Origin of the sequence: Kribbella orskensis (genome assembly GCF_004342085.1) — a bacterium.
In the GTDB taxonomy this organism is placed as follows: domain Bacteria; phylum Actinomycetota; class Actinomycetes; order Propionibacteriales; family Kribbellaceae; genus Kribbella; species Kribbella orskensis.
On the sequence record NZ_SLWM01000014.1, the window covers coordinates 41,299 to 65,120 of the forward strand.

The following is a 23,822-nucleotide window of genomic DNA, read 5'->3' on the forward strand; positions in this document are numbered from 1 at the left end:
TCAGTCCAGGTAGTCCCGCAGCACCTGCGAGCGGGACGGGTGCCGCAGCTTCGACATCGTCTTCGACTCGATCTGGCGGATCCGCTCGCGGGTCACGCCGTAGACCTTGCCGATCTCGTCCAGCGTCTTCGGCTGGCCGTCGGTCAGGCCGAAGCGCATCGAGACGACGCCGGCCTCCCGCTCGGACAGCGTGTCCAGTACCGCGTGCAACTGCTCCTGCAGCAGGGTGAACGAGACGGCCTCGGCCGGCACGATCGCCTCGGAGTCCTCGATCAGGTCGCCGAACTCGGAGTCGCCGTCCTCACCCAGCGGGGTGTGCAGGGAGATCGGCTCGCGGCCGTACTTCTGCACCTCGATGACCTTCTCCGGGGTCATGTCGAGCTCCTTGGCGAGCTCTTCCGGAGTGGGTTCGCGGCCGAGGTCCTGCAGCATCTGGCGCTGCACCCGGGCGAGCTTGTTGATGACCTCGACCATGTGCACCGGAATCCGGATGGTGCGGGCCTGGTCGGCCATCGCGCGGGTGATCGCCTGCCGGATCCACCAGGTCGCGTAGGTGGAGAACTTGTAGCCCTTGGTGTAGTCGAACTTCTCGACCGCACGGATCAGACCGAGGTTGCCCTCCTGGATCAGGTCCAGGAACAGCATGCCGCGACCGGTGTAGCGCTTGGCCAGCGAGACGACGAGTCGCAGGTTGGCCTCGAGGAGGTGGTTCTTGGCGCGACGGCCGTCCTCCGAGATCCACTCGTACTCGTCCTTGACCTTGTCCTTCAGCTTGGTCGCCTCGTCGCCGATCTGCTCCTCGGCGAACAGGCCGGCCTCGATCCGCTTGGCGAGCTCGACCTCCTGCTCGGCGTTCAGCAGCGGGACCTTGCCGATCTGCTTCAGGTAGTCCTTCACCGGGTCGGCGGTGGCACCGGCGACCATCACCTGCTGCTCGGGCTCGTCGGTCTCGTCGGCCTCGGAGACGATGAAGCCCTGGTCCTCGGTGAGCTCCTTCTCCAGCGGCTTCACCGCGTCCGGCGAGAAGTCCGCCTCGTCGACTTCGTCCAGAGCGCGCGGCTTACCGGTCTTCGGGTCGATGGACAGACCCGCCTCGGACACGGCCTTCTTCGCCGGCGTCTTCTTCGCGGCGACCTTCTTCGCGGGGATACCGTCCTCCTTGGTGGACGCAGCAGCCTTCTTGGCCGCGGGGGCGGCCTTCTTCACGGGTGCCTTCTTGGCGGCAGGGTCGGACACTCTGGCGCTGGTCCTCGGGGCCGTGCTGCGGGCGGTGGCGGCCACGGCCCGGACGGACTCGGCGGGAAGGTTCTCGGACGAGCTGGACGACACGAATTACCTCTCGTCTGACGATTCAGTCTGCAGGGTTCTGTACAGCGGTACTGCGGTGCGTTGGTGCTGAGGTGCTGCGTTCTTGCCTGGATTGTGCTTCGATGTCTGCGGCTGCTCGCTGGTCAGGCGGCGGCAACACTACATTGTAATCCGCGGCCCAAGGCCGATCGCCGCGCGACCCCCGGAACGGCGTGCCACCACCGGTACCAGACCGTTGTCGGGACTGGTACCGGCGCCGCCACGATCAAATCTTCAACTGTTCCTGGTCTGCCGCAACGGCCGGGCGACCACCCGTTTCTCGACCTGTTGCTCCTGTTTGAACTGCCTCACCTTCACCAGCGACGCCACGTCGATCACGTCCGCCACCGACTTGTACGCGCCGTCCTCCCCGTACGGCTCGGACGCCTCACGCCAGCCACGCGGCCTGACCTTGAGCTGCTTGCCCAGCAGTGCGACGAAGATCTTCGCCTTCTGCGCACCGAACCCGGGCAGTGCGGACAGCCTGGCCAGCAGGTCGTCCCCAGACTTCACATCGCCCCAGACCGCCGAGGCGTTACCGCCGTACTCCTCGTCCAGGTGTTTGGCCAGGGTCTGGATCCGCGCGGCCATCGCGGTCGGGAAGCGGTGGATCGCCGGTGGGCCGGCCACCACCTCGACGAAACCGTCCGGATCGTAGGTGGCGACCGTGGACGGGTCGAAAGGGCCTTCCATCCGTTGCGCGATCGCAACCGGACCGGCGAAGGCGCGCTCCATCGGGATCTGCTGATCGAGAAGCATGCCCACCAGCAGCGCGAACGGGTCCCTGCTCAGCATCTCGTCGGCGTCGGGCTGCTGTGCGAGGCACAGCTTCTTGCTGCGTGTCGAAGTCACCTCAGTCCTCCCCTTCCTCGGCCTTCACGGCCAGCACCGGACACGGAGCGTCGAGCAGCACCCGCTGGGCATTGCTGCCGAGGATGAGCTTGCCGACCGGGGACCTGCGCCGCAGGCCGATCACGATGAACTCCGCGTGCACCTGCTCGGCGACGGCCACCAGGTCCTCCGCCGGATCGAGTCCACGCACCAGTTGCCGCACCTCGTAGGGCACACCGGTCGAGTCGAGCTGCTCCCGTACCTCCGTCAACGCGGCATCACTCGCCGCGGCCTCGTCGCTGTCGAAGCTGCGTCCGCCCCGGTGCGAGTTCACCACCACCAGCTTGGCGTCGCGAAGCGTCGCCTCCTCTGCCGCCCGCCTGAGCGCCGCGCGCCCTTCGGCCTTCGGCACATAACCCACGACGATGGTCGTCATCGACTTGCCTCACCTCCGGGTGTCACGGTCGACCCGTTCCGAACGATACTGCCCTGAACCCGCTCCGGCATCTGTGGAAAAGCACCACCTGTGTCGCGACCGTGACCCTCCGGCAGTTGTGCCCGCAACACGGCCGGGCCGGGGCGGCCGGACCGACCGGTCAGGGGCACTTCGGTTCACGACTCAATACCCGCGCAGGCACCTTCTAACCTTCGCGAGCTCACACCCTTGCAGTGATGGCCCGACCGTGCCACCGGACGCGCCCGGAGCCGGTACGCCGAGGCTCCAACCAGCGCAGGGATCGCCGGATGTTGCTCTAGGCAAAGGAAACTGTTCCGCCCGGCTGACCCCGGTTCCGCCGTTGTCCTACGTTGTCTCCGGAATCGCCCGGGCCGACGAACGGGTCCGCCGGTCCGGGACTTACTCGGTTAATCGATGGGCCAGTCGTGCACCGGGGTGTTCTCGTGCATGTGCTCGCAGTACCGCCGCACCATCCCGCGCAACGCGTCCCGGCGGCCGTGGGATCCCCTGGTGTACAGCCGGTGGAACTCGTCGGCCTGCCAGGAGGCGCCGTTGCGGTGGGTCAGGCAGCGCTGCTCGATGATGCCCAGCAGCCGGTCCCGCACCGCCGCGTCGACTCCCCATTCGTCGAGTCCCCGCGATGCCATCGGCAACAGCCGCCGCAGTACCAGCTCGGTCGCGCGGGCGGTGCCGACGCCCGGCCAGAACACCTCGGCGTCGATCCCCTGCCGGGCCGCCTCGTGGAAGTTCTCCTCCGCCGCGCTGAACGACATCTGCGACCAGATCGGCCGCTCGTCGTGGGCGAGCGCGCGGACCAGGCCGAAGTAGAAGGCGCCGTTGGCCATCGTGTCGACCACGGTCGGGCCGGCCGGCAGCACCCGGTTCTCCACCCGCAGATGGGGCTTCTCCCGGACAACGTCGTACACAGGGCGGTTCCAGCGATAGATCGTCCCGTTGTGCAGCCGCAGTTCCGAAAGGGCTGGGGTGTCGCCACGATCCAGTACCGCGATCGGATCCTCGTCCGAGGTGACCGGGAGCAGCGCCGGGTAGTAGCGCGAGTTCTCCTCGAACAGGTCGAAGATCGAGGTGATCCAGCGTTCACCGAACCACACCCGCGGCCGGACCCCCTGCGTCTTCAGCTCGTGCGTGCGGGTGTCCGCGGCCTGCTCGAACAACGCGATCCGGGTCTCCCGGTTCAGCTCCTTGCCGAACAGGAAGGGCGAGTTCGCCCCGATCGCGAGCTGCACGCCGGAGATCGCCTGCGCCGCGTTCCAGTAGCGCGGGAACGCCTCCGGAGTCACCTGCAGGTGGAACTGCGTCGACGTACAGGCGGCTTCGGGCACGATGCTGTCGGCGGTGACCTGCAGCCGCTCGATCCCGTCGATGGCGATCTGCACGTCCTCGCCGCGGGCCTGGAAGATCTGGTCGTTGAGCAACGCGTACCGCGGGTTGGTGCTCAGCGCCTCGCGGTGGATGTGCTCGGTCAGCAGCGTCGGCAGGATCCCGACCACCACCATCGACGAGCCGGTCCGCGACGCCTTCTCCTCGGCCGCGTTCAGGCTGTCGCGAATCGACTCCTCCATCGTGACCAGGCCGCTGCCGTCGATCTGGCCCGGCGGCACGTTGATCTCGATGTTGAACTGGCCGAGCTCGGTCTGGAACGCGTCGTCCTCGATCGCGCTCAGCACCTCGGAGTTCTTGAACGCCGGGTCGTGGTTCTCGTCGACCAGGTTCAGCTCGATCTCGATGCCGGTCATCGGCCGCTCCGCGGCGAAGCGCGCCTCGCGCAGCATCCGCGCGAACGCGTCCAGATTGCGGTGCACCTGGTTCCGGAATGCGGTCCGATCCGCCCGGGTGAACTCGACCCGGTCGACTTCCTCGCCCATTTGCGCCTCCCCTGTCGCCTGCCTGTGGTGCGCTACCTGCCGGTACCTGGCCTCAGTGTGCCTGAACAGTGCCCTTCGTGTGACCTAGGTCGCGTCGCGGCCCACCCGCCGGTACGCCGGTGGGCCGCGCGCAGGTCGTCCGAGGGGGTCGACCAGGTCATCCGACGGGATAGACGATGAAGTGGTCGCGCTCGATCCGCACCGGGGTGTCACCGGCCTGCGCCATCACCTCGGCGAGTTCCGTCAGCACCGCGGGATCCAGCTGCAGCTCGTGCTCGCCGGGATGCCGGTCGGCTCCCATCTCGTAGTCGACGCCCGGCTGGTCCGTCATCTCGATGTGGGTGCCGAGCACCAGCGAGACGGGATTGCCGTCGGCAACGAACCCGGCCAGCCGCGCCACGCTCGCCCGGAACGCGGGCCAGTCGAAGACGTAGAGCCGGCCCGGGTACAGCGAGTCACCCGTCAGCAGCAACCGCGTCGCCCGGTCGTAGAAGGCTAGGTGCGAGGGGTGATGGCCGGGCAGCGGGATTACGTCGAGCACCCGGTCGCCGAGGTCGAACTGCACGATCTGCTCCGGCCAGGAGGCGATCCCGAAGAACTCGGCGACCTCTTCGGCGGTCCGCCCGACGACGGAGTCGAACTGGTCGTCGCCGCCGACGTGGTCGCCGTGACCGTGCGTGTGCGCCACCACGAGCTCGAGGTCGCGGCCTTTCAGCAACTCGTCGACCACCGAGCGCAGGTCGGTATGACCGGTACCGGTGTCGAGCAGGAGGGCGCGTTCGGAGCCGAGCAGCAGGTAGATGAACGGGCCCTCGAAGTTCGTGCGCAGGGCTTGGCGGATGATCGCCGTCCGGTCGTCGTACCAGTGCACCTGATGGTCGGGCGCGGTCGATGTGGTGCCGTCGTCCCAGTGCGCCGGGAAGCTAGTCATGGCAGGAATCCTGCCAGGCGGCGCGGGATTGTCGGTGCGGCCGGGGAGACTGTGACAGTGCGTACCGATCCCTCCATCCTGCACGTCGACCTGGACGCGTTCTTCGCCGCGGTCGAGCAGCGGGACAAGCCCTCCCTGCGCGGCAAGCCTGTCGTCGTGGGTGGGATCGGCCTGCGCGGCGTCGTGTCGACCGCGTCGTACGAGGCCCGTAAGTATGGCGTGCGCTCGGCGATGTCCACGGCCGAGGCACGCTCGCGCTGCCCGCACGCGGCGTACCTGGGGGCGCGGTTCGACGTCTACCGGGAGACGAGCCAGGCCGTGATGGCGCAGATGCGCGCGCTGTCACCGCTGGTCGAGCCGCTTTCGCTGGACGAGGCGTTCGTCGATCTGGCCGCCGCCGGGTTGAACAACCTGACGGTCGAGGACGTGCAGGCGATCTCGGAAGACCTCAAGGCCGCGATCAAGGAGGCCAGCGGCGGCCTCACCGCTTCGGTCGGAGCCGGCACCTCCAAGCTGATCGCGAAGATCGCGAGCGACCTCGACAAGCCCGACGGCGTCGTCGTGGTGCCGGCGGGGACCGAGGCGGAGTTCCTCGCGCCGATGCAGGTGACGGTGATCCCGGGCGTCGGTCCGGCGACCGCCCAACGACTCAGCATGGCCGGCGTGCGGACCGTCGCGGACCTGCAGCAGCTCGACGAGGACGAGCTGATCCGGCACGTGGGTTCGGCCCACGGGTCGAGCCTGCACCGGCTGGCGACGGCCTCGGACGACCGCCCGGTGGTGAGCGACCGGGAGACCAAGTCGATCAGCATCGAGGACACCTTCGAGACCGACATCATCGACCGGTCCTTGCTGGCGGCAATCGGTGACCGGATGGCGCACCGCGTCTCCGAACGCCTGCAGAAGGCCCAGCTGTCCGGCCGGACGGTGACGGTGAAGACGCGGATGCACGACTTCACCACTCACACCCGTTCGTCGACACTGGCCGGTCCTACCGACGACCCCCGGGTGATCGCGCGCGTCGCCCGGCGGCTTCTCGAGGACAGCGACATCTCGGGCGGGATCCGGCTGCTCGGCGTCGGAGTCTCCTCGCTGGCCGACTGGATCCAGGACGACCTCTTCACCGAGAGCGAGCACGCGGAGGCTCCGCTCGAGCTCGTCGACCTGCCGGAGCGCCCGCGGGAACGGCAGGTCGGTTACTACCCCGGCCAGGACGTCACCCATCCGGAGTACGGGCAGGGCTGGGTCTGGGGGTCGGGGCGCGGGCGGGTCACGGTGCGGTTCGAGACGGCCTCGACGCCGGCCGGACCGGTGCGCACCTTCGCGGTCGACGACCCAGCGCTGACCAAGGTGACGACGGTCAAACCGCCACCGGACGAAGTGGGGGGCGACAAAGACGTGGCGACCGGCCAGGATGGGCCAGATGAATGAGGTCCGCGGTGGGGTGTACCCGTTCTGTCGCTCCTGCACCGCGTCGTCCGTGGCGTGGCGGGCACCCGATCCGAACCGGCTGAAGGGCCTCGGCACGCACTTCTACGGACACCACGACGTCTGCCCGCACTGCAGTTCCTCGGTGCGGACGCTGTACGTCACCTTTCTGTGGGTGCCGATCTCGCGAGTCGGTCGCTATCGCATCATCCGGACCGGCGGCCACAGCTATGTCGGTCGGAAGCTCCTGCAGTACCCACTGCCGGTCACGGCGCCGACGGAGCAGCCGCCGTCGGAGTTCAAGAACCATCCCGAGTTGGCCGACGCCACGTACGAGGAAGCGGAAGCGCGCTGGGCGGCGGGCGACTCCGCCAGGGCGCAACCGCTGTACGAAACTTCGCTGGCTGCTTGCGAGAAGGCGCTGAAGGCGGATGATCCGGCGACGTTGCGGGTCCGGCTCCGGCTGGCGCAGGCGCTGCTGGCGACCGGCGACTACGGTGCGGCGATCGCCTGGTTCGGGCTGATCACGCCGCAGTTGGTCCGGGTGTTCGGCGCGGGCCACGAGCTGACCCGGATCGCGATCGAGGGCATCACCAGCGCGCAGTCGACAGTCGGCGGGCCGCAGGACGAGGCCAAGCTGCTGACGGCCCGGCTCGCCAAGCTCGAGCCGTCCCTCGGCCGGACGAATCCCTCGGTACTGCGGACGCGCGGCGCCCTCGGCCGGGCGACGTTGTTCGCGGGACAGCTCGTACCGTCGATCCAGATCCTCGAGACGACACTTGCCGACAGCATCGACGTCTTCGGCGCGAATCATCCGGACACCAACGTGGCGCGGGGCTCCCTGCAGGAAGCGTGCGAGCTGGCGGACTCCAAGAGCAGGAAGGACCGCGAGGCCGCCGCCCGCGCTCGCCGCCGCTGGCTCTGAGATCAGCTGCGGAGACGGACGGAGAGGCAGGTGACGCAGCCTTCGAGCTTCTCGAACTCGCTGATGTCGACGACGACCGGCGTGTAGCCGAGCTCGCGGAACAGCTCCGCCGACTTCGGCGCCGACGCCCCCATCAGCAGCCGCCCCTCCCCCAGCAACACCACGTGCGCGCCGGCTTCCTCCGGCACCGCCAGGAACTTCGGGAACGCGCCCGGGTCGTCGGTGAGCGGCTCGTACCCGATCACGGTCCCGTCCGGCAACGCGGTCACCGCTGACTTCAGATGCAGCACCTTGCTCACCGGTACTGCGATCACCTGCGCCCCGAGTGGTTCGAGGAATCCGCGGAGCTGGTCGATCCCGGTCTGGTTGGTGCGGCCGCCGAGTCCGGCGTACACGGTGCTTCCGATCTTGAGGATGTCGCCGCCGTCGAGCGTGCCGGGCTCGGTGATGTTGGCGGTGCGGTAACCCTGTGCGGCCACGGCGCGTTCCGCCTCGGCTGCTTCGGGCCGGCGCTCGTCCGCGCCGGCCCGGGCGATCACGGCCAGGTCGCGGAAGACCACCATCGTGTCCTCGACGAACACCCCGTCAGGGCAGTCGTCCACCGGGCTCACTTCGACACAGGTCCAGCCGGCCTCGGCCAGCGCGTCGACGTACTGCTGCCATTGCCGTGCGGCGAGCTCCACATCGACGGGTACGCGCTCTATATGCGTGATCAGCCCTTCGGCCAGGCGGGGGCTCGGGCGGCGGATCAGCGCGCGATCGGAGGTCATCAGCGCAGATTAACTGGTTTGGCCGGCCGCCATCCGGGTACCGGCGGCACAGGCGGCCTTCCCCGAGCGCCGTGGACGACTTTGGAGGATGAGACGTGCCGAAGATCCTGCAGCACACCGGCGGTGACGCGGTCGAGGTCATCCTCGCCGACCACCGGTGGTTCGAGGAGGCGCTGCGGGAGCTGCGTGACGAGACGTCCGACCGGGCCGCGGTACTGGCGGATCTGGCCACCGTGCTGGTCGCGCACGCCGAGGCCGAGGAGTCCAAGGTCTATCCGGCGCTGCGGAGGACGAACGCGATCGACGAGGAAGAGGTCGAGCACTCCGAACACGAGCATGACGAGGGCAACGAGGCGCTGCTCGCGCTGCTGGAGGTCGACGACCCGGCCAGCGAGGAGTTCAGCGAGAAGGAGCACGAGCTCTCGGAAGCGCTCTCCCATCACCTCGACGAAGAAGAGCGCGACGTGCTGAACCCGGCCAGGACCGATGTCGACGAGGAGGTCCGCCGGCAGCTCGGTGCGGAGTTCGCGGCGGAGCGGGCCCGGTTGATCGACGAGGACTGCGGCCGGATCGAGAACGTCCGCCGCATCGTCAAGGAGGCCGAGGCACGCAGGAAGTCCTGAGTCCCACCGGAGTTGTGACCCTGCTCCTTTGAGCACGGGCCAGTCGCCAGAATCGGCGTCAGTGCGGCTGGCCCGTGCCCAAGGAGGCGGGGTCAGCTTCTCTGCCTGGACTGCCGGGAGCATAGGTTCTGGTGGGTGAGCCGCCGCCGCTTCCCGTTGCTGGGTTATCCCGCGTACCTGCGGTTCTGGTCGGCGGACGCGGTCTCGATGGTCGGCTCCGCCGTCACCGCGCTCGCACTGCAGACCGTCGCCTCCCTCACGCTGGGCGCGTCCAACACCGAGCTCGGTCTGCTCCAGTCGGCCCGATGGTTGCCCTATCTCCTCTTCGGTCTGATCGTCGGCGTCTACGTGGACCGGCGCCGACGGCAACCGTTGCTGATCGGCACGGACTTCGCCCGGGCGCTCGTTCTGCTGCTGATACCGATCGCTGCCGAGCTCGACCTGCTCAGCCTGCCGTTGCTGCTCGTGATCGTGTTCGGGTTCGGCGCGTTGTCCCTCGTGTACGACGCGGCGCACCAGTCCTTCCCACCGTCACTGGTGCCGGCGCCGCTGCTGACCTCGGCCTACGCCAGGCTCGAGCAGTCGAGCGCCGTGGCACAGACGGGTGGGCCGGTGCTGGCCGGTGCCTTGGTCAAGCTGCTAGGCGGACCGCTCGCGATCCTGATCGACGCCGCGTCCTATCTCGTCTCGGGGATCCTGCTGGCGACCGTCCGGCCACTCCAGCCTGAAGTTGCCCCCGGCACCGATCAGCCGAGGAACCTGCGCCGGGAGATCCGCGAGGGGTTGTCCTGGGTCTACCGCAACAGCACGCTCGGACCGCTGGCATTGACCAGTCACCTTTGGTTCTTCTTCCAGGGCGCCTTCACCGCGGTCTACGTGAACTACGTCCTGAAGACCCTGGACCTGAGCGCCTTCCTGTTCGGCGTCACCTACGCCTTCAGCGGCGTCGGCTCTGTGGTCGGCGCGACAGCGTCCGGGTGGGTCGGTCGCAGGCTGGGGGTGGGACCGGCCATCATCGCGGCCGGCTGGCTGACGCCGATCGCCTATCTGCTGATCCCGCTCGCCGGCGGCGACACGACCGGCTTGGTCCTGCTCTGCGCCGGACAGTTCCTGTTCGGTCTCTCGATCGGTATCGACAGCCCGATCGAGATGGGCTACCGCCAGTCGATCACCCCGTCCGCCTTGCTCGGCCGGATGAACGCGACGATGCGGTCGGTGAACCGCGCCGCGATCGTGATCGGCGCTCCGGTCGGCGGCCTGGTCGCGGACTTCTTCGGGCCGCACTGGGCGCTGTGGTTCGTTGTCGTCGGCATGGCGGTCAAGTCGGTCCTGCTGCAACGCTCCGAGTTCCGCCACGCCCGCCTCCCGGACGAAGACCTCGAGGTCAAGACCTAGCCGTCAGAGGGTGATCGTCAGGCCTTCCTCGGCGGCCAGTACTTCGCCGTCGAAGACCGCGCGAGCTTCGGCAACAGAGACAGCACGATCCGAGCCGGGCCAGAAGTGCGTCAACAGCAATCGTTTCGCACCGGCGGCCCCTCGCGCGGCTTCGGTCGCCGTCATCACATAACGCGGCGTCGTCGGCGGCGATGCCCCCTGCAGAGTCGCGTCGGAGATGAACATGTCGGCTCCGTTCGCGAGCTTCCCCAGCTCCGGCGCCGGACCGCTGTCGCCCGTATAAGCGACCGTGAGATCCGGAGCACTCAGCCTGACCCCGAGGTTGGTCACGTAGTGCGGCAAGAGAGCGGTCTCCAGCCGGAACGGCCCGATCTCCCGCGTCGACGCCAGATCCCGTACGTCGAACACCGTCGCCGGATCGGGCCGCGGCTCCAGCGCTCGCAGTACGTCGAGAACGCCGGGCGGGCAGCAAAGCGGTATCGGGGCGGCGTCGGGAGCGAGGTAGTAGCGCACGCGAGCGAGCGCACTGACATCGACGCAGTGATCCGGGTGCTGGTGCGTCACGATCACCGCGTCGACCTCACCCTCGGGGCAGTGAGTCAGCAGTGCCGGCAACGCGGCGTACCCGAGATCGAGCACGACCTTGAAGCCGTCGTACTCGAGCAGGAAACCGGCACACGCTCTCCCAGGTTCGGGCCAAGCGCCACACGAGCCCAGGACCGTCAGTGTCCGTGCGCTTCCCGGCACGGTCACCGGGTGGCGAACGGCGCGTCGCTGGGGACGATCTCCTTGCCGAGCGGGAGCAGCGAGATCGGGATCAGCTTGAAGTTCGCCAGGCCGAGCGGGATGCCGATGATCGTGACGCACAGGGCGATCCCGGTGACGAGGTGGCCGAGCGCCAGCCACCAGCCCGCGACGATCACCCAGATGATGTTGCCGAGCACCGAACCGGCGCCGGCGCTGGGCTTGTCCACCATGGTCCGGCCGAACGGCCAGAGCGCGTAGTTCGCGATCCGGAACGATGCGATGCCGAACGGGATGGTGATGATCAGGATGCAGCAGATCAGCCCGGCCAAGACGTACCCGAGCGCCAGCCAGAATCCGGCCAGCACCAGCCAGATCAGGTTCAGAATCGTTCTCATACCTGCCAGCCTGCCACCCGGCGGGTGTGTTGCACGGTCAATCGGGCCACGAGTCCGGGATCATTCCGGGGCAACCAGTGCCCTCCCCTGATCACCTGCACGCTGAGGTTCGCGGCCCACCGCGCCACATCGGTCTGCAGCGGAGTGGTCACGAACGCATCGCCGTCCGGCGACACCGCCAGCACCGGTACGTCGGTGTGCCGCGGCTCGGGTCGGTCCCGAGATCGACACGAACGACGCGATCCGGCCGCGCAACCGCTCGCTGGTGACGATTTGCCACGCCTGGATCGAACCCCAGTCATGCGCGAGCACCTTCCACAGGGTGGCGTTGTCCGGGTAGCCGTGGACGCAGACGAGCACCGGCGCGGCGCGGTCGCCGTACTCGTAGAGCGCTATCTCCGTTCCGTCCGCCGATCTCACCCGTCGGGGCATCGGTCAGTAGTCCTCGGTGGCGATGGTCCGGAAGGTGATGCCGGCGTCGACCAGGCGCTTGCGGAGAGCCGGTCCCATCGCGGCCGCCGTGGTGACCTGACCGGCAGTCTTCGGGAGATCGTCGAGAGCGAGGGAGAGCGCGCACTCGCTGAGCATCTTCGCGGTCTCGTCGTAGCCCGGGTCCCCGCCGGCAACCTCGGTGATCACTCGCTTGCCGCCACCCGAACCGATGAAGCGCGCCTTGAACCAGGACTTCGCGCGGCGCTCCACGGACGGACCGTCGCCTGCCTTGATCCTGTTCAGGAGCGCCTTGCGGGCCGGCGGTACCTGCGCGGCGACCACCAGCAGACCGAGTCCGGCGATGCCTCCGGCGACCATCGGCAACCGCTTCACGGCGGCGTAGTGCGAGTAGCGGAAGTCGGGGCCGTAGTCGTCGAGCAACGCGGCCGAGTACGCGACGACCTGCGGGTCGACGGTCGGAAGTGGGACCGCCCAGAAGCCTTGCAGGCGGCGGATCTTGCCGGTGACGAGCTTGACCGAGCGACCCTCGGGGCGTGGCTGGGCCCGGCGTCTCGCGCGGTGAGCGTCGAGGTGCTGCTTGCCGCGCGAGAGGGCGGTGATCGCGGTCTCGAACGTGCCGCCCGAGGGCTTGCCGCCGGCCCGGATCATGCCGTCGACGTGGATGGGGACGTTCTTGGGGAGTTGCTCGACGGTGAACTGGACGCCCAGGTCGTACGGGATCGAGTCGAAGCCGCAGCAGTGGATCAGCCGGGCGCCGGTCTCGACCGCCTTGGCGTGATAGGCGACGTACATGCGGTCGACGAACTCCGATTCGCCGGTCAGGTCGAGGTAGTCGGTGCCGGCTAGCGCGCAGGCGGCGACCAGTGGCTCGCCGTACCGGACGTAGGGGCCGACGGTTGTGACGACGATCCGGGAAGACTCGGCGACCGCTTTCAGCGATGCAGGGTCCTCGACGTCTGCATGGAGGAGATCGACGTCGGCGCCGACCTTCTTCCGTACTGCTTCGAGCTTCGCCTGGTTGCGGCCGGCCAGGGCCCACCTGAGGTCAGCCGGCGCGTGTTCGGCGAAGTACTCGGCGGTGAGGGCTCCGGTGAAGCCTGTCGCGCCGAAGATCACGACGTCGTACCGGCGGTCCTTCTTGACGTCATCGGTCATCGCCGGGCCGCCTTCTCGGTGTCGGCGAGGCCGCCGGCGCCTGAGGCGCGGGAGGATGCGGCGGCACCGCGGGCCTCGATGTCCGCCAGTGCGGCGCGGTCGGCCTTCGGCACGTTGAACCGAGCGCTCAACTCGACCAGGTGCGGCATCAGCGCGCGGAACATCTTGAGGGGACCGATCCAGCCGGGCACGTGAACGACGCGAGAGCGCTTCCTGATGCCCTGATCGAACTTGTCGACCGCGAGTTCCAGCGGGTAGACCCGGCTGACCAGCGGTACGCCGGTACGGACCTTGCCGAAGACCGGGTGCTCGTCGACACCGCGGACCATGTCCGTGTCGACGAAGGTCAGGTGCGCGACGCCGACATCCACGCCGAGGTGCTTCAGTTCCGCGCGGAGGCTGTTGCCCATCGCCTCGACGCCTGCCTTGGCCACGTTGTACGACGCGAGGCCGGGGATGTGGACGACCGCGGCCAGCGACGACACCAGCAGGAGGTATCCCTTGCTCTCCAGCAGGTGCGGGAGAGTCACGTGGACCGTGCGCCAGACGCCGTACAGGTCGACGTCGAGAACGCGCTCCCAGACGGCCGGGTCCATGCTCCGGCTGAAGCCCGGTGCGGCGATCCCGGCGTTCGCGACGACGACATCGATCCGCCCGTACCTCTCCATCACCGCCTCGACCGCTGTGCGCAGTGAGTCGGTGTCGGTGACGTCCGCTTCCCACCAGCCGGCCTCCGGACCGCAGTCCTCGGCCACCTTCTTCAGCTCATCAGGCTCGAGCCCGACCAGGGCCAACCTCGCGCCCTCACTCGCCAGCCGCCGGGCAACAGCCGCCCCGATCCCCCGAGACGCCCCGGTAATGAGCACGACCTTGCCAGCCATCGCTACCTCCGCCTGTTGAGTGGGTACTCAACAGTAAGTGCTTATTGAGCTGACACTCAATAGACTCTCCCCATGACCTACGCCTCGTCCGTCCCCCGCGACCCGGACTCCGGATCATCCCTGCCGCGCTCCGGCGAGGTGCAGGTCGGTACCTCCGAGGTGGGTGTCGGCGAGGCGGGTGTCGGCGAGGCGGGTGTCGGCGAGGCGGGTGTCGGCGAGGCGGGTGTCGGCGAGGCGGGCGTCGGGCAGCGTGCGGGGCGGTTGCGGCCGGAAGAGCGGCGGACGCAGATCCTGCAGGCCGCACGGCGGGTGCTGGAGGCGGATCCGCATCGGGAACCAAGCGTCGAGGTCGTCGCCGCCGAGGCGGGCGTGTCTCCTGCTCTGCTCTTCCACTACTTCGGCTCGAAGAAGAAGTTCCAGTACGCCGTGATCGAGGCGGCCGCCGCCGAGGTGATGTTGCGGACGGCGCCGGATCTGTCGCTGCCGCCGGACGAGCAACTTCGCAGCGGGATCAGGGCGTTCGTCCGCGCTGTTCTGGAAGCACCTCAGCTGTATCGGGCGACTCTGCTGATGTCGGCGGCCGGCGATCCCGAAGTACGGGCTCTGCATTCCGAGCTTCGGCAGGTGTTCAGCCGCTGGGTGATCGCCGCGGTCGCGCAGCGCGGGATCGAGGTCACGCCGGTGGTCGAGCTCGCCTGCTATGGCTGGCAGGGATACGTCGAGCAGACGCTGCTCACCTGGATCGACAGCCCCACGGTCTCCCCCGCCGAGCTGGAACACCTCTGCGAACACTCTTTGGACGCCATCCTGTCGACCGCTCGACCCGACTAGCCCTGAGCCGGCTCCCACTCGTTCATGGCCGTGAGGGCCTGGAGGGCGAACTGCGCGATCAGGTCGGCGTTTTCATTGCCGATGGCATCGAGCAGGCGTTGGTCGGCGGCCTTCAGTACTGCGCGGCCGCGGTCGAGCAGGACCTGCCCCGAGGGTGTCACCTGGAGGTCCGCCGTACGACCGCGTCCAGGGGCGGACAGGCGCTCGACGGCACCGATCTCCTGCAACTGGAGCAGCGTCGACTGCATGCTCTGGGCGGTGATGCCGTCGCGCCGCGCGAGCTCGCTGTACGACAGACCGGGCTGGTGCGCCAGATGCCCGAGCGCGGAAAGGTGCCGCAGTGACAACCCTTGATTGCGCAGCTCGGCATCAGTCTTCTCCCGCACCTGACGCCCGAGCATCATCAGCAGCAACGCCGGACTGATCGCCGCCGGCCTGCCGTTCGCCGCCTCGGAATCCGCCGGCCTGCCGTTCGCCGCGTCGGATTCCGCGTTCTCTTCGACCGTCACGCGCTCATCATCCCAGCAGGCTCGTGCGGCTCGGTTTCAGTTGGACTGAAACTGGAGTTATAGTCTGACTGAAACTGCCTCCGGAGGAGCTGGAGCTCACCTCTGATGAACAAGGTTCTTCTCAGCGTGCACGTGCTCGCCGCGATCATCTTCGTCGGCCCGGTCACCGTCGCCGCGAGCATGTTCCCGCCGATCGCCCGCCGCTCCCTCACCGCCGGCACCGAGAGCGCCGGGGTCGCCGGGACCGGGGATGTCGGGGTGCTCCGCGTGCTGCACCGGATCAGCCGCGGGTATGCGATCGGCGGTCTGACGGTGCCCGTCTTCGGCCTCGCCGTGGGCGCCGGACTCGGAGTACTGGGTGACTACTGGCTGATCATCTCAATGGTGCTCACGCTCGCGGCGGCCGGCGTACTCGCCTTCGTCGTGCTCCCCGGCCAGAGCCGGGTCCTCGCGGCCGCCACCGGCTCACAAGAGCAGCGCGCCGGATCCCTCCCCCAGGCCAAGGCCCTCTCGATGACCACCGGGATCTTCGCGCTCCTCTGGGCCGTCGTGGTCGTCCTGATGATCGTCCGCCCCGGCTCCACCACCGGAGCCTGAGATGACCAATCTGACCGTCCTCAAGCTCGCGGCCGCCGCAGAAGCCATCACCGTCACCCTGCTCTTCGCGAACCTCCTGACCGTGCACTGGCCGGCTGCGTCATCAGCGCTGGGCCCGACGCACGGTACGGCGTACCTGGTCACCGTCGTGACCGCGCTGACGGCGACCAACGCGCCGGCGAAGGCCAAGTGGCTCTCCTTCGTCCCAGCAGTCGGCGGCTATCTCGCCTTGAGGGTTCTCCGCTCGCACGCCTCCGCCGTACCGGCGGCAAGCGAACGTTAGGGTTCTCGGGTGTTGAAGGTCGCGACGGTGAATGTGAACGGGGTCCGGGCTGCCTATCGTCGCGGGATGGCTGCGTGGCTCGAGGAGACCGATCCGGACCTGCTGCTGATGCAGGAGGTGCGCGCGGCCGACGAGGTACTCCGTGACCACCTGGGCAGCGACTGGCACCTGGCCCACGCGGAACCGGCGGTCGAGGGCAGCAAGGGCCGCGCAGGTGTTGCCGTCGCGAGCAGGAGACCGATCAAGGCGGAGCGCGCCGAGATCGGTCCAGAGCGATTCGCCGGTTCGGGGCGTTGGGTCGAGGCGGACGTCGTGCTCGACGACGGGTCCACCCTCACGGCGGTCAGCACCTACGTCTTCACCGGCGAGTTCGAGACGCCGCCGCGCCAGGCCGAGAAGTACGCCTTCCTGGACGCGATCACCGCTCGGCTGACCGAACTGCGGGGCGACGGCCGGCACGTCCTGCTGTGCGGCGACCTCAACATCGCCCACCGCGAGGTCGACCTGAAGGCGTGGAAGGCGAACCGCAAGAAGAGCGGTTTCCTGCCCGAGGAACGCGCCTGGATGGACCGCCTGTTCGAGGCCGGCTGGGTCGACCTCGGCCGCCGCTTCGGTGGCGAGGGGCCCGGCCCGTACTCCTGGTGGTCCTGGCGCGGCAAGGCCTTCGACAACGACGCCGGCTGGCGGATCGACTACCAGATCGCCTCTCCCGAACTCGCGGATTCGGCCACCAGTTGCGAGATCCACCGGGCCCCGACGTACGCCGAACGCTGGAGCGACCACGCCCCCGTCGTCGCGACCTACGGGCTCTGAGGACCACCGCAGCCGATCTCTGTGGAATACCGCAGTACGGCGGGGCGGCGGCGCGGGTAGTCTCGCGGCATGTCCGAGTTGAATCCCCCTGTTGCCGCCCGTAAGCCGATCCAACGCACCCACCACGGAGACGTCTTCGTCGACGACTACGAGTGGTTGCGGGACAAGTCGAGCGACGAGGTGCTCGACTACCTGCGGGCCGAGAACGACTACACCGAGAAGCGCACCGCGCACCTCGAGTCGTTGCGCGAGGCAATCTTTTCCGAGATCTCGGACCGCACCCTGCAGACCGACCTGAGCGTGCCCGCCCGGCGCGGCGGGTTCTGGTACTACACCCGCACGGTCGAGGGGAAGCAGTACGCGATCAGCTGCCGGGTGAAGGTGGACGGCGACGAGCCGCCCGCGGCCGACGGCGAGATCCCCGGCGAGGAGGTGATGCTGGACGGGAACGAGGCGGCCGGTGACTCCGAGTTCTTCTCGCTCGGCACCGTCGACGTCTCCCCCGACAGCCGGCTGCTCGCCTACTCGGTGGACCTGACCGGCGACGAGCGGTTCACCTTGCGGATCAAGGATCTGAGCACGGGCGAACTGCTCCCCGACGAACTGCCGGGCGTGCACTACGGCTCGGCCTGGTCCGGCGACGGCTCGACGATCTTCTACACGAAGGTCGACGACGCCTGGCGGCCGTACCAGGTCTGGCGGCACACCCTCGGCAGCAGCTCCGACGACGACGTGCTGGTGATGGAGGAGACCGACGAGCGGTTCTGGGTGGGCGTCGACCTGACCCGCAACGAGCAGGCCATCCACATCTCCCTCGGCAGCAAGCTGACCAGCGAGGTCTGGCTGCTCGACGCGCAGGACCCGACCGGCGAACCCGTCGTGGTGGCACCCCGGCGCGAGGGCGTCGAGTACGACGTCGAGCATGCGGGCGATCAGTTGCTGATCGTGCACAACGCGGACGCACCGAACTTCTCCCTGGCGACCGCGCCGCTGGACTCCCCCGGCGACTGGACCACCCTGATCGAGGGCGACAAGTCGAGCCGACTGCTCGGCGTGGACGCGTTCGCGGACCACGTGATCCTCTTCCGCCGCCGGGACGCGCTCACCGAGCTCGCGGTGATGCGCCGGGAGTCGGGCGACCCGGAGAGCGCTGCCTTCGGTTCGCCCGAGGTGCTGGGCTTCGACGAGCCGATCTACGCCGTCTCCCCCGGCCGCAACGACGAGTGGCACGAGACCCGGTACCGGTTCAGCTACACCTCGCTCGTGACGCCCTCGACGACGTACGACGTGGACATCGCGACGGGTGAGCGCCGCCTGCTGAAGCAGCAGCCCGTACTGGGTGGCGTCGACCTCGGCGCGTACACGCAGTACCGGGAGTGGGCGACCGCTTCCGACGGCACCCAGGTGCCGATCTCGATGGTGGCGCGCAAGGACGTGGCGAAGGACGGGAACGCGCCGGTCGTGCTCTACGGCTACGGGTCGTACGAGAGCTCGATGGACCCGTGGTTCTCGATCGCGCGGCTCTCGATGCTCGACCGGGGCGTGGTGTTCGCGATCGCCCATGTGCGCGGCGGCGGCGAGCTCGGCCGGCACTGGTACGACGACGGCAAGATGCTGACCAAGCGCAACACCTTCACCGACTTCATCGTGGCGGCCGAGCACCTGGTCAAGGAAGGCTGGACCCGGCCCGAGCGGATCGTCGCCCAGGGCGGCAGCGCGGGCGGCCTGCTGATGGGCGCGGTGGCGAACCTGGCGCCGCAGGCCTTCGGCGGGATCGTGGCCGAGGTGCCGTTCGTGGACGCGCTGACGACGATCCTGGACCCGTCGCTGCCGCTGACGGTGATCGAGTGGGAGGAGTGGGGCAACCCGCTGGAGGATCCCGAGGTCTATCGGTACATGAAGTCCTACGCGCCGTACGAGAACGTCACGGCGCAGGAGTACCCGCGGATCCTGGCGATCACCAGCCTGAACGACACCCGCGTCTTCTACGTCGAGCCGGCCAAGTGGGTGGCGAAGCTCCGGGCCACCGCGGCGGGCGACGTCGACGTACTGCTGAAGACCGAGATGGAGGCCGGCCACGGCGGCCGCAGCGGCCGGTACGACGCCTGGCGGGAGCTCGCCTTCACCCTCGCCTGGGAGCTCGACGCCCTCGGCCTCGTCTGACCCACCCCTGGATCCGCGGTCACACCCCCTGGATCCGCAGTCACACCTCCCGACCCGCAGCACCCCTGGACCCGCGGTATCCCTGGACCCGCGGTATCCCTGGACCCGCGGTATCCCTGGACCCGCAGTACCGCGCTCTCCGACCGGTGAGCCTGGTGCTGCGGGTCCTGCCGTTGGCGGCGTTCTGGTCGCTGGGCTCGGGACACGTTGCCCAGCGCAAATCGGGAACCGACGGGTGGTGACGCAAGGTGGCGGGCGTCGTTTGCCGGGGAAGGTGCGGGGTACCTGGTGCGTTGCATGTGGTGAGTGGGATTGATGGTGTGTCCTGCAACACAATCCGTGGCGGTCAGTGACGACTTGGGAAGGCCATTCCCGCCACTCGGGTGAATCGCCTGGGAAGTGTTGCAGAGGCCTTTGGACGGCGAAAAGCCTGCAGATCAAGCCGATTGAGCTCGCGGCGCCTGGAGAGCGCGCAGAAGCGGTCCGATCGGCGGATTCAAAGCTGGTTTGCGGGTGAGCGGCGGTGCCGGGAAATCTCAGGGAACGTTCAGGCTGTTTACACACTCATCGTGGAATCTTGAACCTCACTCGAGCGTTGCTCTCCATGTAACGACGAAGGGAGTTTCGGTGGCTCGCATGGCTCGTGTCCGTTCCACGGACGACGGTATCGACGGTAAGGACAGCGTCGGTCTCTACCTGGAAGAGATCGCTCGCACTCCTTTGCTGACCGCTGAAGAAGAAGTCGAGCTCGCTGAGACGGTCGAGGCAGGTCTCCTCGCGGAGCAACTGCTGGCCGAGGGGCGGGTTGGACGCAAGAAGGGCGGAGCGCCCAAATATGCCACGGAGGAAGAGCTGCAGTGGCTGGCCGAAGAGGGCCAGCGCGCGCAGCAGCGGTTCGTGACCGCCAACCTCCGGCTGGTGGTATCGATCGCCCGCCGCTACGGACGTTCCCAGATGCCGCTGCTGGACCTGGTCCAGGAGGGCAACACGGGCCTGATCCGCGCGGTGGAGAAGTTCGACTACCGCAAGGGGTTCAAGTTCTCGACGTACGCCACCTGGTGGGTGCGTCAGGCCATCACGCGAGGGATCGCGCAGCAGGCCCGGGTGGTCCGGCTGCCGGTGCACGTGGTGGAGCAGTTGAACCAGATCGGCTCGGCGCGGCGCACGCTGGAGCGCAAGCTCGGGCGGGAGCCGGAGATCGACGAGATCGCGGCAGAGCTGGACCTCGAGGTGGAGCGGGTCACCGACCTGATCCGGATCGGCCGGGACCACATCAGCCTGGACAACCCGATCGACGACGAGGGTGAGACCTCGCTGGGCGACCTGATCGCGGCCGAGACCGCACCGGGCCCCGACCAGCTGGTCGCCGACGCGTCGGATCGCTCGGGCCTGTTCAGCCTGGTCGACCAGCTCGACCCGCGGTCGGCGGACGTGATCCGGCGCCGCTACGGGCTGCACGACGGCCGCCAGGCCAAGCTCGCCGACATCGGCGCGGTCCACGGGATCTCGGCCGAGCGGGTCCGCCAGATCGAGCGCGAAGCGCTCGGCCGGCTCCGCCTCCTCGCCGACCCCACCCTGGCCGCCTAACCCGAGCCCAGCAGCCAGCCAAACCCCCACCCAGGACCCCCGAGCCGCCCTCCCGGCCGGGGGTCCTGCTCATACCCCCAGAACCCCCGGCGCCTCCCCGGCCCGGGGGTTCTGCACGTCTCCACCACTTCCGCACCTACCTGGAGCCAGCGACCGCCACCCCAGGATCCCGGCGCCTGGGTAGACAGCTTGCGGGCGACGGCGTACGCAATGTGGGTGGGTCAGGCGGGGGTGTGCCAGGTGTCTATCAGGGGTGGGAGGTCGGCTAGGTGGGTGATGGTGGCGTCGGGAATGCCTTCGGTGTGGCCTATCTGGTGGGGTGGGATGGCGCTGTGGGGGATGTGGGCGGCTCGCATGCCGACGTTCTGGGCGCCCCAGACGTCGTCGAAGAGGCGGTCGCCGACGAACAGGCAGCGGGCCGGGTCCGTGGCGCCGGTGGCTCGCATCGCGGCCAGGAACGCCTCCGGGTGCGGCTTGGTCCAGGGGACCTCGCTGGTGTAGACGGCGCCGTCGATCAGTTCGAGCACGCCGTCGCGGGCGAAGATGTCCTCGTGGCGTTGCCGGGACCAGATCGTGTTCGACAGCACGCCGATCTTCAGGCCGCGCTCGCGCAGCTCCTTCAGGGTCTGGATCGCGTCCGGCTCGAGCTCGGTGTGCGGATGCCAGCGACGCTCGTACTCCACGAGTGCGGCCGGCGTCATCACCACCTCGGCGAGCAGGCAGACGTCCTCGAGGGTGCTGCTGACGTGGTCGTCCCTCGATCGCGCCCAGGCGGTCTCCTCGGCCTGCACCAGCCGCGCGGCCAGGTCGTCCGCCCGCTCCTTGTCGATGAGCTCCGCCACGGACCGCCACACGGAGTACAGGTCGATGTCGTGCCAGGTGGCCAGGGTGCCGCCCCAGTCGAAGAGGACGGCCTCGATCGGTTCAGTCTTCACGTTCGTCACGGCGCCAACCCTGCCAGATCCGACCGACAGAACTCCTCCGGATTTCCACCGGCGGACTGCCGCCGTCCGGTCAGCTGACCGACAGGAGCTGCCTGCGCTTGGCCAGCCAGGAGACCGCGAAGGCGTAGAACGCGAGGCACGGGATGTCGACGACGAGCAGCGTCCACGGAGCGCCGCCCTGGTCGGCCCAGCCATCGAGCTGACCCATTGCCGCCGGCAACAAGAAGGCGGCGAGGTTGTTGAGCGCGTGCAACGTGATGGCCGCTTCCAGGCCGCCGGTGCGAATCGTCAGCCAGCCGATCACCATCGCGAACAGGAAGATGTCGGCCATCGCCCAGCCGGTGTACCCGTGCGCCGAGACGAACAGCCCGCTGCTGACCACCAACGCCGGCCACGGCGTCCGCAGTACGAGCTTGAGCCGGCGGACGAGTCCGGTCCCGTTCGTGTCGTCCGGGCCGTATGCGCCGACCGCCTGGATCAGCCAGCCGCGGAAGATGAACTCCTCGGCCGCTGACTGGAACGGCACCAGCAGCAGGATCACCAGAGCCGGTCCCACGAAGGCGCTGAAGCCGACCCAGGAGCCGGAGTCCGTGGCTTCGTCGGTGGGAGGGAAGATCGCGTCGACGAGGATGCCGAGGACGTACGACAGCACGATGTAGCCGAGCGCGGGCAGACAGCACAGGAGCAGCCAGCGCCAGCGGATCCGGTTGAGCACCGACGCGACGCTCCAGGCGGGGCGACGCTGGATCAGCCAGGCGGCGAACGGGACCACCGGGATCAGGGCGCCGAGCATGGTGAGCGTGATGGCGAGGTTCTCGGTGTCGCCGGAGAAGAGTTCGTCGCCTGCCGGTTCGGAGAAGTCGCCGGTGATCAGGGCGTGCGCGATCTCCCAGCACACCACGACAGCAGCCGTGACCAGGAACGCGGCGGCGGCCAGGAACGCAGTACCGGCCAGCGGCCGCCACCACCGGTGCTTCGCGGTCCGAGCCAGCCGATGGAACGCCGTCCCCGGCGGAGCCGCCACAATCGCCGGCTCCCGCATCCCGAACGGCACTACGTACCCCGGCTGCCCATACGCCACCCCGTACTGCGGGGGCGCTCCGTACTGCTGCCCGTACTGCGGCTGCCCGTACTGCCCCTGCCCCGGAGGCCCGTACTGCGCCGGCGGCTGGCCGGGCGGTCCGTACTGCGGTTGCCCAGGCGCCCCGTACGGCGGCGGCTGCTGGCTCTGCCCGTACTGCGCTGGCGGCTGGCCCGGCGGGCCGTACGGCTGCTGGCTCCGCCCGTACGGCGTCTGTGGCGGGGGCTGCTGCCCACCCGAGGGCGGCGGCTGCTCAGCCGACCAGAACCCCGGCTGCCCACTCTGCTGATATCCGCCCGGCTGCGCCGGCGGGTGAGCGCCTGGCTGGGCTGGGGGGTATGGCTGGGGTTGCTGGGGTGGGCCGTAGCTCCCGGGCTGGCCCGGTGGCCGAGAACCGGGTTGCGCTGGCGGATAGCTGCCCGGCTGCGCCGGCGGATATGGCTGGGGGTGCTGAGGCGTACCGGCTGCGCCGGGGTGTGGTTGGTTGGGCTGGTCCTGGGGGCGGGGTTGGGGGTGGTTGGGGAAGGCGTGGCCGCCTGGGGGTTGCCAGGGGGCGGGAGGTGACTGCTGCTGGTTGACCTGCTGCTCGGTGGTGCGGGAATCCGCGTCTTCGGCTTCCGGCTGGTGCTCGGGGGTAGAGGAGTCCGGGGGCTGGGTTGCCGGGGGTTGGGCGGGGGTGGGCGCAGGCTCAGGTGAGTCCGGGTGGGGTGGGATGCCTGAGTGCGGGTCCATGGCGTGACTCTATGAGATCGGGGCAAGAGTGGTGGCACAGTTGTGCCTCGGGAGCGGG

At 68.8% G+C, this 23,822-nt stretch carries 24 protein-coding genes; 10 read left to right on the forward strand and 14 right to left on the reverse strand.

From position 1 onward, the window contains the following. The 5 genes from EV644_RS29545 to EV644_RS29565 all read right to left on the reverse strand — a co-directional run bounded on the left by EV644_RS29545 (position 1) and on the right by EV644_RS29565 (position 5,452). The gene (locus EV644_RS29545) at positions 1–1,329 is read right to left on the reverse strand and encodes an RNA polymerase sigma factor (protein ID WP_132192252.1); all 1,329 of its coding nucleotides are present in this window, start codon (positions 1,327–1,329) and stop codon (positions 1–3) included. A gap of 252 nt (positions 1,330–1,581) precedes the next feature. Beyond that, positions 1,582–2,199, reverse strand: coding sequence for an HhH-GPD-type base excision DNA repair protein (locus EV644_RS29550; protein WP_132192253.1), 618 nt, complete (start codon positions 2,197–2,199; stop codon positions 1,582–1,584). Between the two features lies 1 nt (position 2,200). Beyond that, positions 2,201–2,614 (reverse strand): universal stress protein, encoded by a 414-nt coding sequence (locus EV644_RS29555; RefSeq protein ID WP_131337975.1) that lies wholly within the window; start codon positions 2,612–2,614, stop codon positions 2,201–2,203. Positions 2,615–3,042: 428 nt separating this feature from the next. Next, positions 3,043–4,521, reverse strand: coding sequence for a glutamate-cysteine ligase family protein (locus tag EV644_RS29560; protein WP_132192254.1), 1,479 nt, complete (start codon positions 4,519–4,521; stop codon positions 3,043–3,045). Between the two features lie 157 nt (positions 4,522–4,678). Next, complete coding sequence (locus EV644_RS29565; protein ID WP_132192255.1) at positions 4,679–5,452, reverse strand: MBL fold metallo-hydrolase; 774 nt, start codon at positions 5,450–5,452, stop codon at positions 4,679–4,681. A gap of 57 nt (positions 5,453–5,509) precedes the next feature. On the opposite strand from EV644_RS29565, the gene EV644_RS29570 reads away from it, so the two are divergent. Next, positions 5,510–6,883, forward strand: a complete 1,374-nt coding sequence (locus EV644_RS29570; RefSeq protein ID WP_199240055.1) for a DNA polymerase IV — start codon at positions 5,510–5,512, stop codon at positions 6,881–6,883. Continuing rightward, complete coding sequence (locus EV644_RS29575) at positions 6,876–7,805, forward strand: tetratricopeptide repeat protein (protein ID WP_158292957.1); 930 nt, start codon at positions 6,876–6,878, stop codon at positions 7,803–7,805. The genes EV644_RS29570 and EV644_RS29575 overlap by 8 nt, the downstream gene beginning before the upstream one ends. A 2-nt stretch (positions 7,806–7,807) precedes the next feature. On the opposite strand, the gene ddaH is transcribed toward EV644_RS29575, so the two are convergent. Further along, positions 7,808–8,575, reverse strand: coding sequence for a dimethylargininase (gene ddaH / locus EV644_RS29580; protein WP_132192257.1), 768 nt, complete (start codon positions 8,573–8,575; stop codon positions 7,808–7,810). A gap of 95 nt (positions 8,576–8,670) precedes the next feature. On the opposite strand from ddaH, the gene EV644_RS29585 reads away from it, so the two are divergent. Beyond that, positions 8,671–9,198: a hemerythrin domain-containing protein gene (locus EV644_RS29585; RefSeq protein WP_132192258.1), complete on the forward strand. Its 528-nt coding sequence runs from the start codon at positions 8,671–8,673 to the stop codon at positions 9,196–9,198. A gap of 135 nt (positions 9,199–9,333) precedes the next feature. Further along, complete coding sequence (locus EV644_RS29590; protein ID WP_199240056.1) at positions 9,334–10,593, forward strand: MFS transporter; 1,260 nt, start codon at positions 9,334–9,336, stop codon at positions 10,591–10,593. Positions 10,594–10,596: 3 nt separating this feature from the next. On the opposite strand, the gene EV644_RS29595 is transcribed toward EV644_RS29590, so the two are convergent. The 5 genes from EV644_RS29595 to EV644_RS29615 are packed head-to-tail and all read right to left on the reverse strand — an operon-like array spanning position 10,597 to position 14,224. Continuing rightward, a complete protein-coding gene (locus EV644_RS29595; protein ID WP_132192259.1) occupies positions 10,597–11,340 on the reverse strand; it encodes an MBL fold metallo-hydrolase in 744 nt (247 codons plus the stop codon). A 2-nt stretch (positions 11,341–11,342) separates the two neighbouring features. After that, a complete protein-coding gene (locus EV644_RS29600; RefSeq protein ID WP_132192260.1) occupies positions 11,343–11,735 on the reverse strand; it encodes a YccF domain-containing protein in 393 nt (130 codons plus the stop codon). Positions 11,736–11,795: 60 nt separating this feature from the next. After that, complete coding sequence (locus EV644_RS29605; RefSeq protein WP_241998969.1) at positions 11,796–12,167, reverse strand: hypothetical protein; 372 nt, start codon at positions 12,165–12,167, stop codon at positions 11,796–11,798. A gap of 3 nt (positions 12,168–12,170) precedes the next feature. Beyond that, positions 12,171–13,343, reverse strand: coding sequence for a saccharopine dehydrogenase family protein (locus tag EV644_RS29610; protein ID WP_132192261.1), 1,173 nt, complete (start codon positions 13,341–13,343; stop codon positions 12,171–12,173). Then, positions 13,340–14,224, reverse strand: coding sequence for an SDR family oxidoreductase (locus EV644_RS29615; protein ID WP_132192262.1), 885 nt, complete (start codon positions 14,222–14,224; stop codon positions 13,340–13,342). Before EV644_RS29615 ends, EV644_RS29610 begins: the two co-directional genes overlap by 4 nt. 72 nt (positions 14,225–14,296) lie before the next feature. On the opposite strand from EV644_RS29615, the gene EV644_RS29620 reads away from it, so the two are divergent. Beyond that, on the forward strand, positions 14,297–15,055 hold the full coding sequence (locus EV644_RS29620; RefSeq protein ID WP_241998971.1) for a TetR/AcrR family transcriptional regulator: 759 nt from the start codon (positions 14,297–14,299) through the stop codon (positions 15,053–15,055). Here the strand turns inward: EV644_RS29620 and EV644_RS29625 are convergent. Next, positions 15,052–15,564, reverse strand: coding sequence for a MarR family winged helix-turn-helix transcriptional regulator (locus EV644_RS29625; protein ID WP_241998972.1), 513 nt, complete (start codon positions 15,562–15,564; stop codon positions 15,052–15,054). The two genes, EV644_RS29620 and EV644_RS29625, sit on opposite strands and share 4 nt — an antisense overlap. A gap of 105 nt (positions 15,565–15,669) precedes the next feature. On the opposite strand from EV644_RS29625, the gene EV644_RS29630 reads away from it, so the two are divergent. The 5 genes from EV644_RS29630 (at position 15,670) to EV644_RS29650 (ending at position 21,007) form a co-directional block, all read left to right on the forward strand. Beyond that, positions 15,670–16,161, forward strand: a complete 492-nt coding sequence (locus EV644_RS29630; protein WP_132192263.1) for a hypothetical protein — start codon at positions 15,670–15,672, stop codon at positions 16,159–16,161. 1 nt (position 16,162) lies between these two features. Next, positions 16,163–16,444 carry a hypothetical protein gene (locus EV644_RS29635; RefSeq protein ID WP_132192264.1) on the forward strand — a complete coding sequence of 94 codons (282 nt, stop codon included), beginning with the start codon at positions 16,163–16,165 and terminating at the stop codon, positions 16,442–16,444. Positions 16,445–16,453: 9 nt separating this feature from the next. After that, the gene (gene xth / locus EV644_RS29640) at positions 16,454–17,257 is read left to right on the forward strand and encodes an exodeoxyribonuclease III (protein ID WP_132192265.1); all 804 of its coding nucleotides are present in this window, start codon (positions 16,454–16,456) and stop codon (positions 17,255–17,257) included. Positions 17,258–17,326: 69 nt separating this feature from the next. Beyond that, a complete protein-coding gene (locus EV644_RS29645; protein ID WP_132192266.1) occupies positions 17,327–19,420 on the forward strand; it encodes a S9 family peptidase in 2,094 nt (697 codons plus the stop codon). A gap of 627 nt (positions 19,421–20,047) precedes the next feature. Next, positions 20,048–21,007 (forward strand): sigma-70 family RNA polymerase sigma factor, encoded by a 960-nt coding sequence (locus tag EV644_RS29650; RefSeq protein WP_132192267.1) that lies wholly within the window; start codon positions 20,048–20,050, stop codon positions 21,005–21,007. Between the two features lie 221 nt (positions 21,008–21,228). Here EV644_RS29650 and EV644_RS29655 read toward each other — a convergent pair whose 3' ends face one another. Then, complete coding sequence (locus EV644_RS29655) at positions 21,229–21,951, reverse strand: HAD family hydrolase (RefSeq protein ID WP_132192268.1); 723 nt, start codon at positions 21,949–21,951, stop codon at positions 21,229–21,231. Positions 21,952–22,021: 70 nt separating this feature from the next. Further along, complete coding sequence (locus tag EV644_RS47570; RefSeq protein WP_158292958.1) at positions 22,022–23,764, reverse strand: CPBP family intramembrane glutamic endopeptidase; 1,743 nt, start codon at positions 23,762–23,764, stop codon at positions 22,022–22,024. Positions 23,765–23,822: the final 58 nt, after the last annotated feature.